The sequence below is a fragment of the Kitasatospora sp. NPDC048662 genome (genome assembly GCF_055587065.1).
Genome location: NZ_JBVJHA010000001.1, coordinates 1122109 through 1134524, shown reverse-complemented (window position 1 = coordinate 1134524; position 12416 = coordinate 1122109). Strand labels below are relative to the sequence as shown.

Genomic DNA, 12416 nt, shown 5'->3' with positions numbered 1-12416 from the left:
GGCGCCGACCGATCAGCGCTGGGCGGCCGCCCGGTAGGCGGCCTGGTAGCCGTCCGCCATCCGGCGGATCGAGAACTCTGTGGCCACGTGCGCGCGGCAGGTGGAGCGGTCGATCGTCGGCAGTCGGCGGATCGCTTCGGCCATCTGCTGGGCGTTGCCGGCGAGGAAGCCGGTGATGCCGTCCCGGACGAGTTCGGCGGCGGCCCCGGCACGCAGGGACACCACTGGCGTACCGCAGGCCATCGACTCGATCGGCACGAGTCCGAACGGCTCCGGGATGAGCGAGGTCATCAGGGTGGCGGCGGCGCCGGCCAGCAGCGCCGTCTTCTGCGGGAAGTTGAGCTCGCCCAGGAAGGACACCCGGTCGCCGTCCACGTGCGGCTGGACCTGGCGCTCGAAGTACGCCCGGTCGCCGGACTTGATCCGGCCGGCGATCTTCAGACGCAGTCCTGCCTGGTGTGCCGCCTCGATGGCGACGTGGACGCCCTTCTCGGGCCGGATCCGGCCGAGGAATACCAGGTACGGCCGCGCCTCGGCTGCCTCCCGGCCGAAGGGAAAGACCTGCACGTCGATGCCGTGGTGGACCGTGCCGAGGTAGTTGAGTTCCGGCAGGTGGGAGCGCTGGTCGCCGCTGATCGCCACGTAGCGCTCGGCGGCGAACCGGCGGAACAGCGGCGCGTTGTCCGCGTTGAAGAAGCAGTGCACGGTGTGGACCACCGGGGAGCGCAGTCCGTGCAGCGCCGGGATCGCCAGGCACCCGGTGTTGGAGTGGACGTGCGAGTGGATGACGTCGAACTCGGCGGCGCGGTCCCGGACTTCCTGGAGCTGGAGCATCCGGTAGACCTCGGGCTCGCGGATGCTCGGGTCCGCGTGCAGGGCCGTCCTGCCGATGCTGTGGAGGTTGCCGGCGACCTTGGAGTCGCCGGAGGCGAAGACCGTGACGTCGTGGCCGTCGAGGACCTGGGCCGCCGTGAGGTCGGCGACGAGAGACTCGACGGCCCCGTAACCCCGGGGAGGGACGCTCTCCCAAAGCGGGGCCACATGTGCGATGCGCATCGTTCGGGCTCCTCTCGATGCGGCGGCCACCGTCGCGGCAGGCCGCCTGTGGCAATGGGGATCGCGGGCCGTAGCGGGCAAGGCCGGCTACGGCCGTCGGAGAGGTTCGCCCGGATTCAGGCGCGGATGTCAGCGCCGAGCTCGGGCATCTCGGTGAGGAAGTCGCGCACCTCGTCCGCGCAGCGGCGGATCTCCGACTCATGGGAGTCGAGGGTGAACAGGGTGAGGTAACGGGCGATGTTGGACTCGTAGATCCGCGGGTTGATGTCGTGAGCGGCCATGGTGGCCGGCCACAGCGGGAGCATCCACAGGTGGAAGTGGGGCCGGTCGAGCTTCTCCTCCTGGTACATCTGCACGGCTGTCAGGCCCAGTCGCTCGCGCATGGCCCGCCGGACGAAGTGCGTCACCCGCGCGAGCCGTTCGACCAGCGGCAGGTCCATCTCGTCGAGGGCACCGATGTGCGGACGGACACCGACGACCATGAAGCCGGGCACCGCCCACTCCGCGTCCTGTCTGACGGTGATGACGCCGTCGTCGTACACGGGGGCGAGGATGTCGGGCAGGTGCCGTTCCGTCAGATTCATGAAGCAGCCCCGGCAGACGTTCTCCTGGACCAGACGGCTCGCGCCGCCGAGGAAGTCGAGGTACCGGTAACCGGTCGGCGGGTCGGGCAGGTTCGGCTTCATCACGAACTCGGGCATGGCTCTCCATTCGGATCGACCCGATGTGATCTGCGGTGTTACGGGCTCCGGCCCCAGGCAGGTCTACTGGCGGCGGAAGAGCCGGCTGTTGCGACGGTGGCGCCCGGACCGTCTGGCGGCGGCTCCGGAGCCCTCGTCGCTCACAGGTTGTGCTGGCGGCTGGGACGGCTCGTCGTTGAGCAGGATCGAGCGCCATACCCGTTCCTGGAGTTCCTGGATGCACGGGCCGCAGGCGAACATGGGCGCCTGGGCGCCCGCCACGTTGGCGGGGCCGATCCACAGAACTCGGGTCCACTGCTGACCGCAGTAGAGCCAGCAGGACCCGTCGACCCAGTGGTTTCCGTCGTCGATGGCCGCTGAGGCGGGCCGGCCGCCGCGGGCGAACTCGGCGATGCCGGGGATCACCCGGTGCGGCACGGCCAGATCCGTGTGCACGGCTCGGCTCCCGGCTCAGCGGCCCGCAGGGGCGGCCGAGCCGGTCTTGCCGGTGTCGGCGAACAGGAGGGTAGGTTCGGCGAGGATGTCGCGGCCGACCTCGCTCTTGTAGACCTCGTCGACGCTACCGAATCGGGCATCCGCGTAGTCCAGGCCGAGGAGGGCTGCGGCCGTGCGGACCGAGGCCTCGTCGGGGCCCTCGATCTCGACGAAGGTGCGGAGGTCCGGTGGAGGATGCGGTTGGTGAGCTTGTCGTACCAGAAGGCGTGGGAGTCGTTGCCGACCGCCTTGCAGGACATGGTGAGTACTCCCCGCGGGTCCGCCTCGATCCGCTCGATCTCTCGCCGATCGTCGGCGGGGACGGAGACCTTCGGGGCACCACCGGCGGACAGGTCCTCGTCGACGACGACCGCGATGGCCAGGTCGGCGCTCCGGAGTTGCGCGCGCAGGCGGGTGTAGGCCGTGGGGTCCGTGACGAGCAGCTCGGGATGGGCGGCTGAGTTGCCGACCGGCCGCAGGCGGTGCAGCTTCAACTGCCGTACGCCGGAGTCCTGGAGGGTGTGGGCGAGCGGCACCACTTCGTCGATGTTGCGGGAAGTGACCGTCATGGTGGCCCCGGTCCGCGCTCCCAGCTCCCGTGCGAGGTCGAATGTGCCGAGGGCGTCCTGGTAGCTACCGGCCTTGCGGATCTGATCGTTGATCACGCCGACGCCTTCCAACGAGATCCGCAGGAAGTCGAGGTACGGGGCGATCTCGTGGAGGCGACGCTCGATCCGGTGGCCGTTGGAGCAGATCTCGACCCGCAGGCCCAGTTGCTGCTTCGCGTAGCGGACCACCTGCGGCAGGTCCCGGTAAACGAACAGCTCGCCGCCGAGCAGGGTCACGGCCTCGGTCTCGTACTGGTGGTGCATGAGGGTGAGGAGGTTGATCGCCTGCTGGAGGCTGAAGGCGTCGGTGCATTGGAGCCGCTCACCGTGGAAGCAATGCAGGCAGTTGAATCTGCAGCGGTACAGCAGCTGCAGGTACAGCATCCAGATCCTGCGGATTCCGGTGACTTCCCCGATCACGTGGGGCCTCCCTCGGCCGAACGGCTGGTGGAGACCCGATGGTTGCGGAGAGCGCGAGGACCGCATCACCGCGTACTTGGACGACTCAGGGACGTCCTGGGACGTTTTCCAGCAGCGAGAGGAGTCCGACTGTATCCGACAGGTCCGGCAGAACCACCGGAGCACCTGCCGCTTCCAGCTCGGCCTTGCCGTGGACGCCGGAGGCGACCGCGACGATCCCGGCGCCGGTGGTGAGGGCGGCCTCGACGTCCCGCGGTGTGTCGCCCACCAGAACGACCGGGGCGTCGCTGGGCAGTCCGCGGTGCTGCTGGACGCGCCAGCGAGCGACGGCGACCAGATCGGGACGCTGCTCGGCGTCGGCTCCGTAAGCCCCGACGGCGAGATCCAGCATCGGGTCCAGACCGAAGGCCGACAGCTTCACCCGCGCGTTCGCCGCGATGTTGCCGGTCAGTACCGACGACACCCAACCGGCGTGGAAGGACGCCGCTTTGAGAGCTTCGAGCACACCAGGAAGTACCCACCCTCGTCGGCACAGCCGTTCGAAGTGCTCCTCGCCGGCCCGGGTGAGGGCGGCCTCGACGGTCGGCCAACCGGGCTCTGGGAGTTCGTGCCGGCGGAACATGTCCCGCATGATCAAGCGATCGGTGCGGCCCTCCGTCGATGCTCGTGCGGTCGGCGGGGCACCGGTCAGCATGGCAAACGCGGCGGCGTAGATCTCCTTGCTGACCCCGGCGTTCTCGATGAGCGTGTGGTCGATGTCCCACAGGACGATGAGGTGCATCTCGCCAGCGTAAGCACATTGACGCACAGTCAGCTCTAGCAGGACGTCCCGCAACGCCCTTGCACCGCCGTGCCCGGCTCGGCTTGTATAGCCTCCGTGAACGAGCGACTTCACTCCGTACTCGCGCAGCGGGGCGTAGTGCCCGAGGCGCTCGCCGAAGCATGCGAAGTGGATCCGAAGACCGTAGGCCGCTGGCTCGGCGGGCGCGTACCCCATCCGAGGCACCGATTCCGCGCCGCTCAGTTCCTGCGCGTCGAGGAGACCTTCCTCTGGCCGGCCCCGCAGCCCCGTGCAGGCCGGCGGACAGCCGAGGCGGACACCGAACTCGTCGGCACCTACCAAAACCGGGCCAGCGTGCCCCGCGACACCTGGCTGACCTTGTTGAGGGAGGCCCGGCAGCGGATCGACGTGCTCGCTCGCCGAACGCGCGGCCGACGGCGTCCAGGTCCGGCTGTGCTTCGGCGACCCGCACGGGCACGCCGCCGCGCTCAGAGGTCGCGAGGAGGGCATCGGCGACACTCTCGCGGCCAAGATTCGCGCCTCGCTCACCTACTACCGATCTCTGCTTCCGAAGAACGGCTGCGAGGTGAGACTCCACGACACCACGCTGTACAGCTCGCTGTTCCGCTACGACGACGAGCTGCTGGTCAACCCGCACGTCTTCGGCCAGCCGGCCAGCGCCAACCCGCTGTTCCACCTCAAGCGGGTGGACGCCACCGGCTGGTTCGACAACTACGCTCAGAGCTTCGACGCCGTCTGGGCCGACGCCCGGCTCTGGACACCCGACCAGGAGGGGACCACCGCCCGTGGGCAGGACTGAGTACTACAACGACCCCAGCGCCCCCAAGGCCAACACCCTCATCCCCGCCAGCAACCTGCTCGTCGTCGACGAATCCGGTGCGATCCTGCTCCAGCGCCGCCGCGACACCGGCCAGTGGGCCCTGCCCGGCGGCGCCCAGGACATCGGCGAGACCGCCGCCCAGTGCGCGGTGCGCGAGTGCCTGGAGGAGACCGGCATCGTCGCCGAGATCACCGGCTTCCTCGGCGTCTACACCAACCCGAACCACATCGTCGCCTACACCGACGGCGAGATCCGCCAGCAGTACGAGAACACGTACATCGGCCGCCCGGTCGGAGGCGAGCCCACGATCAACGACGAAGCCGACGGCGTCCGCTTCATCCAGCCCGCCGACCTCGACCGCTACGACATCCACGCCAGCATGCGCCAGCAGATCGGCGACTACCTCGCCGGCACCTACCCCTACCTCGGCTGAACCACCAGCGCCGCCTCCACCCGCGCCACCGCCGCGAAGATCTCCGGCGACGCCCGACCGATGAACCGACCCACCACGCTCTCCGCCCCGTAGCGGCCGAGGATCTCCGCCACACGCGCGTCGGCGGTGGTCGGGGTGCCGTCGGGCGTCGTCGTCATGTCGCACCACACCAGGGCGTCCACCAGGAACTGGTCTTCCAGCAAAGGGAATTCGGCCTCCAGAACGTCCCGGAGGCCGCGTTCCTCGGCTTCGAGCAGCGCGAACGAGTGGTTCGCCACCAACCGCGTCAGCCGACCGTCTGCGCCGTGGGCGTCCCGGAGGAACCGCGCGCCGTCGAGCGGGTGGAACCCCGTCGCCGCCAGCCGCGGCGCGTAACCGACGTCGTGCAGCAGAGCCGCGCTGACGAGCAGCCCGGACTCCTCGCCGAGAACCCCTGCGAGACAGCCGGCGCGTTCTGCCACGCCTTGGGTATGTGCCCAGCGGCGGGGCAACGACTCGGCAAGCTCGTGCCTCGCCACCGTCCAGGCCCATGAAGCTGGTTCTTCGCTCATGCGCCGATGGTTTCCCCATGTCGGCGACCGCTACGCATGGACTCAGGTGATCTGCTGAGGGCGTGTGCGGCGGCGGCGCAATGTCACGGCAGGAGTCTCCATCGAAAGGATCGGTGATCGGTGCGCGTGGCCCGGGACACCTCTGCGAGCGTATCGCCGTACCGGTTCGCCATTCGGGCATTCCACTCGCACCGCCAGCGGCCGTGAACCGTACCGAGATCGCCCCTGACACGCAGAAGGCCAGGTCAGACGGTGTCCGACCTGGCCTCGACTGCGGTGGGCCGCCAGGGGTTCGAACCCTGAACCTACGGATTAAAAGTCCGCAGCTCTGCCAATTGAGCTAGCGGCCCGGTGGCAGGTGTGGGCCTCGTGGGACAACGCCTGCCGGGGTGATCCTACCTGGTGCCCGGCGGGAGTTGGCCAGCGGATGGCCGAGCGGGTCGGGGGTGGGTGGGGGGCAGGGGTGGCGGGTGGTCAGGTGGTGGGGAGGTGGGCGGCGCGGACCTTGCGGAGCCAGCTCTCGGCGGGGCGTTCGTCGGGTGCGGTGGGCAGGACGCCGGGGCGGTCGAATCGGGCTTCGGCGTCGGCGAGGAGGGCGGTGGCGTCCTCCGGGCACTGTGCGTACTGCTCGCCGAGGGCGCGCACCCGGTCCGGGTCGGGGAGGCGGATCTCCAGTCGGCCGGTCTCGTGCAGGGTGACGCCCTGGTGAACCAGGCGGACCAGGTGCCGGGCGTGTTTGGCGGCGCGGGCGGCGCCCGCCGGATCGGTGCGGTCGCGGGCGGCGAGCTTGCGGAACTGCTGCCGGGCGTAGCCGAGGTAGGCGCTGCGGACCGCGGGGCCGCTCAGGAAGGTTTCCCGCAGGCCGATCAGTTCTTCGCCGAGTGGCGTCCGGACCTCGTACAACTCCGCGGGCAGCCAGACCAGTTCGCTGGCGGTGGGGTTGCCGGAGAGGGCGAGCCGACACCATTTGGCGGCTTCGTGCAGGGTGCGGTCCGGCGCGGTGGTGACGTGGGACTCGACGGGCCGGTGCAGGCCGTGGAAGGCGACGGTGGGCGCGGCGAACAGGCCGAGCCGGTCCAGGTCGGAGCCGGCGTGCGCCAGGCCGTACGCGGTGGAGCCGACTGTGCCGGAGAGCAGGACGTGCACGGGAGGTCACCTTGTCGAGAGCGGTTTCCGACAGTCTCGCCCCGCACGACCCGCACGCGCGAGCGATTTCCGCCCCCGGACGACAGCCTGACGACAGCGGGCCAGCAGCGGGCCAGCAGCGCGGGCCGACACGGCCGTCACCACCGGCCCTCGGCCCGGCAACACCCCGGACGGCAGCCGGCCGACACGACCGTCACCGACGGTGCTCGGCCCGGCAACGCCCCGCGCCGATACTGGGCGCATGGCGAACGGCGAGATCCCGGCGGCGAAGCTCCGGGCCTGGTGGGCGCACCGGCAGTGGCTGGACGGTGGCGTGCACCAAGGGGCGTCCCCGGCCGAGGTGTTGGCGGCGACGGGGTGGGCCCGTTCGGTGGGTGGTGCGGCGCCGTACCTGGGGCTGTTCGCGCGGGCGGGTCTGGGCCGGGCGGCGGTGGACGCGGCGCTCGCGGCCGTGGAGGTGCAGGAGTTGCCCGCGGCCCGGGGCTGTACGTACGTGCTGCCGGCGCAGGACTTCGCACTGGGTCTGGCGGCGGGCGCGGGCGTCGCCGAGTCGGAGATCGCCGCGGCGGTGCGCCATCTCGGGGTGACCAGGGACGAGGTCGAGCAGCTCTGCCTGGCGGTGTCCGAACTGCTGTCCGACACCGAGCCGTTGGGCCCGCAGCAGATCCGCACCCTGGCCGGCGGCGCGGCCCGCCCGCTGGGCGAGGCGGGGCGCAAGCGCGGCGTGTCGACCACGCTGCCGCTGGCGCTGGGGCTGTTGCAGGCGCGCGGCCTGATCCGCCGGGTGCCGGTGAACGGGCGGCTGGACCAGCAACGGTACGGCTACCTGCGCTGGGACCAGGCGGTGCACGGCGAGGCCGCCGACCTGGCCCGGCGCTACTTCTCCTGGGCAGCGCCCGCCTCGGTGCGGCACTTCCGCTGGTTCTCCGGCTTCAACGCGGCCACCGCGAAGGCCGCGCTGGCCCCGCTGCGCCTGGTCGAGCTGCCCGGCACCGAGCTGCTGCTGCCCGCCGAACTCGCCGACGAGTTCCACGAGTTCGCCATCCCGGAGCAGCCCGCGTACGCCCTGGTGGCGGGCATCGACGGCCTGCACCTGCTGCACCGCGACCTGCCGCGGCTGATCGACGAGCGGGACGCCAACCGTCTCGCCCCGGCGTCCCGGACGGGGCGGAGCTTCGGCAGCGAGGCCGACCCGTCGACCCACCTGGTGGTGGACCGCGGCCGGATCGTCGGCTTCTGGGAGTACGACCCCGAACAGCGGGAGCTGGTGCACCAGTCGTTCGTGCCGATGGACGCCGCGCTGCGCGCCACCATCGACGCCGTCGAGACCTTCGTCCGCGAGGAATTGGGCGACGCACGGAGCTTCGGCCTGGACTCGCCGAGGAGCCGCGCCCCGAAGCTCGCCGCGCTGCGCACCGCCAACCGCTATGCCACGCCCGGGAGTTCGGGAGGAAGGTAGCCGAACCCGGCGGTACCCGGCCGGGCCCGGCGCAGGCCGTCCAGAAGTACCGGCGGCGGGGCGGCGTACAGCGTGGAGTAGTGGTGCCGGCCGAGCGCCGGGTCGTTGGTCCAGGCGGGCCGCTCGGTGGCGGGGGTGGTGGCGAACTGCCCGTCCGCGCCGTTCCGGCTGCCCCGGCCGTCCAGCCGGACCCACCACGAACTGCCGGGCAGCAGAACGCCGTTGAGGCCGTGCAGCACCTCCAGTCGCTGGTAGCACAGCCCGGCGGGGACGCCGTTGGCGCGCAGCAGCGCCGCCAGCAGGTGGGCCTTGCCGTGGCAGACCGCGTTGCCGGCGGCCAGCACGTCCGAGGCCCGGTAGGCGGCCGACCAGCGGCCGACGTCGGCCGAGTGGTCGATCCGGTCGCGGACGAAGCCGAACACCGCCTCGGCGGTCGCCACCGGGTCGGCCCGCCGCAGCGCGGCGGCGCGCTCCACCACGGCGGGGTGCCGGTGGTCGATCGCCTCGTCGGCGGCCAGGTACGCGTCGAGGTCGGGGCGGTCGGCCCGGAGCGGGCCGTGCGGGGAGACGGAAGGGTCCATGGCAGTGATGCTGCGTCGCCGACTCGCCGCCGGGCAAAGGGATTTCACCCCATGGACTACCGTCGGTCGTATCGGTTCCGTGGACGAAGGGAGCGGGCGGCATGGCACAGGACGAAGTACTGGTGGTCACCGGCGGCGGGCGCGGCATCGGAGCGGCCACCGCCCTGCTGGCGGGCGAACGCGGCTACCGGGTGTGCGTCAACTACCGTGCCGACCAGGCCTCGGCGGACGGCGTGGTGGAACGGATCCGCGCCGCTGGCGGTACCGCCGTCGCGGTCCGGGCGGACGTCAGCACCACCGCCGAGGTGGAGCGGCTGTTCGACACCGCGGAGCGCGAACTCGGGCCGCTCACCGCGCTGGTGAACAACGCGGGCACGCTGGAGAAGCAGTGCCGGCTGGACGAGCTCGACGAGGACCGGCTGAACCGGATCTGGGCGGCCAACATCACCGGCCCGTTCCTGTGCGCGGCCGCAGCGGTGCGCCGAATGTCCACCCGGTACGGCGGCCGGGGCGGGGCGATCGTCAACGTCGGCTCGGCGGCGTCCCGGCTCGGATCGCCGGGCGAGTACGTGGACTACGCGGCGTCCAAGGGCGCGTTGGACTCGATGACCCGGGGCCTGTCGCTGGAGGTGGCGGCCGAGGGAATCCGGGTGAACGCCGTCCGGCCCGGCCTGATCCACACCGACATCCACGCGCTCGGCGGCGAGCCCGGCCGGGTCGACCGGGTCGCCCCCAACTTGCCGATGGGGCGCGGCGGCCAGCCCGAGGAGGTGGCCGAGGCGATCCTGTACCTGCTCTCCCCCGGCGCCTCCTACATCACCGGTTCCTTCCTGGACGTGGCCGGCGGCCGCTGACCCGCCGCCAGGTATGAACATCACGCGTTGCCGCGATACCGGTTCGGTCAACGCCCCGGCGCGTCGCCGCCCACCGCCCCTACGGTGGGCGGCATGACCGAGACCGAAATCGCCGCCACGCCGTTCCTCGACATCCCCGACGTGCTCAACCTCCGCGACGCCGGAGCGGGCGTGTACCGCCCCGGGCTGCTCTACCGCTCGGCGAGCCTCAACCGGCTCACCGACGAGGGCGCGGCCCGCCTGGCGGAACTCGGCATCCGAACGGTCGTCGATCTGCGCAGCGTCGCCGAGCTCGCTCACTGGCCCGACCGCCCGATCGGCGAGGACGTCCACTACCTGCACGCACCGATGCTCCCCGACCCGGCCACCACCGAGCTGGCCTGGCCCGAGGACCAGGCCGCGCTCTACCCGTTCATGGCCGAGACCGGCGGCGTCGCCGTCGCCGCCGCCGTCCGGGCGCTGGCCACCGACTCCCCGGTCCTGGTCCACTGCGCCGTCGGCAAGGACCGCACCGGCCTGACCATCGCCGTCCTGCAGACCCTGGCCGGCCTGCCGGCGGCCGACGTCACCGCCGACTTCCTCCGCTCCAACCTCGGCCTCGGCCTCGACAACGGCCCCGTCCCCTACCTGGACGCCGCCGGCGCGGAACGCCTCTCCCGCCCCGTCGAAGCCACCCACCTGGCCTCCGCCCTGGCCCGCATCGAGGAACTCCACGGCACCCTCGACACCTACCTCCTCAACCACGGCGCCAACACCGAGGACCTCGCCGCACTGCGCACCCTGCGCCCGGAGTGAGCCGGCCTCGGGAGCGAGCCCGACTGCCGTTCCCTCCCGGTGGCTCGGCTTGTTGGGCGCGTTACCGTGGGCGGTGCGTCCGGTCCGGTGTCGGAGCCGTCCGCGCAGGTGTCCACCAGCCGTCCGAAGGAGTCCGTCCCATGGCCCGCTTCCCCGTCACCGCCGCCGTCGCCGCCGCCGGTCTGATCGGCGGCTACGCCACCGCCCGGTTCAGCGGCCGGCGTGAGCTGGGCGGCGCCGTTCTGGCCGTTGCCGGGACGGCGGCCGCCGTGCGCTGGCAGCGCCGCTCGGGCACGCCCGTCGCGGCCGGCCTGACCACGCTCTACCTGGCGGCGTTCGGCGGCTCGCACCCGCTGGCGAAGAAGATCGGCGCCTGGCCGGCCGTCCTCACCGTCACCGGTGTGGTGGCCACCGCCTCGGTGCTGGCCACCGGCGAGTAACTCCTCAGCGGGCGGCGAACCGCGCCTCGAAGGCCGCCCGGTTCGCCGAGGGAACGCTGCGGTCCCAGACCGCGAACACCACCCGGTCGAAGGCCGCGCCCCACGCGTCCAGCGCCTGCCCGAACGCGTCCGCGACCTCGGCCGGGTCGTTGCGGAACACCCCGCAGCCCCAGGCGCCGAGCACCAGTTCGCGCGCCCCGTGCCGGGCGGCCACCGCCAGCACCCGGGCGGCCCGCTCGGCCAGCACCGGCCCGAGGTCGAGCGCCCGGCCGGGCGAACGCAGCGCCAGCTGGCCCGCGTTGGGCGCCGGCGAGGTGAGGAAGCCGACCCGGTGCGTGCGGGCCAGCAGCTCCCCGTGCCCGTCCCGGATCACCGGCACGCCCGGCGACCAGATCACCCGGTGGCTGTAGTGCAGGTCCGTGGAGGCCCGGTGCGCCTCGTAGTAGTCGGGGGCCTCCAGCAGGCAGCGGTACAGCAGCGCGGCGCGGCAGACGTCCTCCTCCTGGGCCTTGGCGCCGCGCAGGTACCCGCCGCCGGGGTTGCGCGCGGACGCGAAGTTCAGCACCGCGACGCTCCGCCCGCCGTCCGCCACCAGCCGCTGGGCGGCCTGCATGCTGCCCTCCCCCGTCACCTCGGCGGCCCCGCGCAGCGGGCCCGGCCCGGCCCCGAACTCGGCCTCCGGCGGGTAGGACACCGTCCCGGCGCGGGCCTCGGCCAGCTCCTCGGCGATCCGCACTGCCGTCCCGTCCGTGCACCGGTACTCGCCCCGGTCGGCGATCTCCTCGTTCTGCGTGGCGAGTGCCCGCTGCCTGTTGCTCATGCCGGGCACGCTAGCCCGTCGGCTTCCGCCCCGACCAACGTATTTCCGCCCGCCCGCCGGGGAACGCGGACGGGCCCGCCGGGGAACGCCGACCGGCCCGCCGGGGAACGCGGACGGGCCCGCCCCACCGAAGTGGAGCGGGCCCGGTCAGTGCTCAGGCAGAGCGTCAGTTCTTCCAACGCGGCTTGCGGTCGCCGCCGTTGAAGCCGCCACGGTCCTCGCGGTTGAAGCCGCCGCGCTCACGGTCACCGAAGGAACGGCCACCACGGTCGTCACGGTTGAAGCCACCCTGCGGACGGCCGCCGGAGCGGTGGTCGTCGCGGCGGGCGAACGGACGGCCGCCACGGTCGCCGCCGTTGAAGCCGCCACGGTCCTCACGGTTGAAGCCGCCACGCTCACGGTCACCGAAGGAACGGCCACCACGGTCGTCACGGTTGAAGCCACGGTCACGGTCAC

13 protein-coding genes, 1 tRNA gene and 4 pseudogenes are annotated in these 12416 nt (G+C 72.1%); 6 read left to right on the top strand and 12 right to left on the bottom strand.

Annotated features, from left to right (window positions below):
* Positions 1 to 12 precede the first annotated feature (12 nt).
* The 6 genes and pseudogenes from ACZ6R9_RS05505 to ACZ6R9_RS05480 form a co-directional block, all read right to left on the bottom strand.
* On the bottom strand, positions 13 to 1056 hold the full coding sequence (locus ACZ6R9_RS05505) for a glycosyltransferase family 4 protein (RefSeq protein ID WP_465536661.1): 1044 nt from the start codon (positions 1054 to 1056) through the stop codon (positions 13 to 15).
* Between the two features lie 116 nt (positions 1057 to 1172).
* Positions 1173 to 1757: a hypothetical protein gene (locus tag ACZ6R9_RS05500; protein WP_465536659.1), complete on the bottom strand. Its 585-nt coding sequence runs from the start codon at positions 1755 to 1757 to the stop codon at positions 1173 to 1175.
* A gap of 63 nt (positions 1758 to 1820) precedes the next feature.
* Positions 1821 to 2192: a hypothetical protein gene (locus tag ACZ6R9_RS05495; protein ID WP_380479915.1), complete on the bottom strand. Its 372-nt coding sequence runs from the start codon at positions 2190 to 2192 to the stop codon at positions 1821 to 1823.
* A 15-nt stretch (positions 2193 to 2207) separates the two neighbouring features.
* Positions 2208 to 2420: pseudogene (locus tag ACZ6R9_RS05490) on the bottom strand (adenylyl cyclase); the annotation flags it as partial.
* 392 nt (positions 2421 to 2812) lie between these two features.
* A pseudogene (locus ACZ6R9_RS05485) lies at positions 2813 to 3223 on the bottom strand (radical SAM protein); the annotation flags it as partial.
* 121 nt (positions 3224 to 3344) lie between these two features.
* The gene (locus ACZ6R9_RS05480; protein WP_380479917.1) at positions 3345 to 4040 is read right to left on the bottom strand and encodes an HAD family hydrolase; all 696 of its coding nucleotides are present in this window, start codon (positions 4038 to 4040) and stop codon (positions 3345 to 3347) included.
* Between the two features lie 96 nt (positions 4041 to 4136).
* Between ACZ6R9_RS05480 and ACZ6R9_RS05475 the strand changes: the two are divergent.
* Both ACZ6R9_RS05475 and ACZ6R9_RS05470 read left to right on the top strand, forming a co-directional pair.
* A pseudogene (locus ACZ6R9_RS05475) lies at positions 4137 to 4860 on the top strand (XRE family transcriptional regulator).
* Complete coding sequence (locus tag ACZ6R9_RS05470; protein ID WP_380479921.1) at positions 4847 to 5314, top strand: NUDIX hydrolase; 468 nt, start codon at positions 4847 to 4849, stop codon at positions 5312 to 5314. The pseudogene ACZ6R9_RS05475 and the gene ACZ6R9_RS05470 overlap by 14 nt, the downstream one beginning before the upstream one ends.
* Here the strand turns inward: ACZ6R9_RS05470 and ACZ6R9_RS05465 are convergent.
* From ACZ6R9_RS05465 to ACZ6R9_RS05455, 3 genes are all read right to left on the bottom strand, one after another.
* Complete coding sequence (locus tag ACZ6R9_RS05465; RefSeq protein WP_380479923.1) at positions 5302 to 5865, bottom strand: HD domain-containing protein; 564 nt, start codon at positions 5863 to 5865, stop codon at positions 5302 to 5304. The genes ACZ6R9_RS05470 and ACZ6R9_RS05465 overlap by 13 nt on opposite strands.
* A gap of 277 nt (positions 5866 to 6142) precedes the next feature.
* A tRNA-Lys gene (locus ACZ6R9_RS05460) sits at positions 6143 to 6215 on the bottom strand.
* Between the two features lie 124 nt (positions 6216 to 6339).
* On the bottom strand, positions 6340 to 7011 hold the full coding sequence (locus tag ACZ6R9_RS05455; protein ID WP_380479925.1) for a nucleotidyltransferase domain-containing protein: 672 nt from the start codon (positions 7009 to 7011) through the stop codon (positions 6340 to 6342).
* Between the two features lie 241 nt (positions 7012 to 7252).
* On the opposite strand from ACZ6R9_RS05455, the gene ACZ6R9_RS05450 reads away from it, so the two are divergent.
* Positions 7253 to 8470, top strand: coding sequence for a DNA glycosylase AlkZ-like family protein (locus tag ACZ6R9_RS05450; protein ID WP_465536655.1), 1218 nt, complete (start codon positions 7253 to 7255; stop codon positions 8468 to 8470).
* Here ACZ6R9_RS05450 and ACZ6R9_RS05445 read toward each other — a convergent pair.
* The gene (locus ACZ6R9_RS05445; RefSeq protein ID WP_465536653.1) at positions 8437 to 9051 is read right to left on the bottom strand and encodes a transglutaminase domain-containing protein; all 615 of its coding nucleotides are present in this window, start codon (positions 9049 to 9051) and stop codon (positions 8437 to 8439) included. The two genes, ACZ6R9_RS05450 and ACZ6R9_RS05445, sit on opposite strands and share 34 nt — an antisense overlap.
* Positions 9052 to 9152: 101 nt before the next feature.
* Between ACZ6R9_RS05445 and ACZ6R9_RS05440 the strand changes: the two genes are divergently transcribed.
* From ACZ6R9_RS05440 to ACZ6R9_RS05430, 3 genes are all read left to right on the top strand, one after another.
* Positions 9153 to 9905 (top strand): SDR family oxidoreductase, encoded by a 753-nt coding sequence (locus ACZ6R9_RS05440; RefSeq protein ID WP_380479931.1) that lies wholly within the window; start codon positions 9153 to 9155, stop codon positions 9903 to 9905.
* A 93-nt stretch (positions 9906 to 9998) separates the two neighbouring features.
* Positions 9999 to 10700, top strand: a complete 702-nt coding sequence (locus ACZ6R9_RS05435) for a tyrosine-protein phosphatase (RefSeq protein WP_465536651.1) — start codon at positions 9999 to 10001, stop codon at positions 10698 to 10700.
* Positions 10701 to 10840: 140 nt separating this feature from the next.
* A complete protein-coding gene (locus tag ACZ6R9_RS05430; protein WP_380479937.1) occupies positions 10841 to 11140 on the top strand; it encodes a hypothetical protein in 300 nt (99 codons plus the stop codon).
* A gap of 4 nt (positions 11141 to 11144) precedes the next feature.
* Here the strand turns inward: ACZ6R9_RS05430 and ACZ6R9_RS05425 are convergent, their stop codons facing one another.
* Positions 11145 to 11960 carry a TIGR02452 family protein gene (locus tag ACZ6R9_RS05425; protein ID WP_380479939.1) on the bottom strand — a complete coding sequence of 272 codons (816 nt, stop codon included), beginning with the start codon at positions 11958 to 11960 and terminating at the stop codon, positions 11145 to 11147.
* 166 nt (positions 11961 to 12126) lie between these two features.
* A pseudogene (locus ACZ6R9_RS05420) lies at positions 12127 to 12416 on the bottom strand (DEAD/DEAH box helicase); the annotation flags it as partial.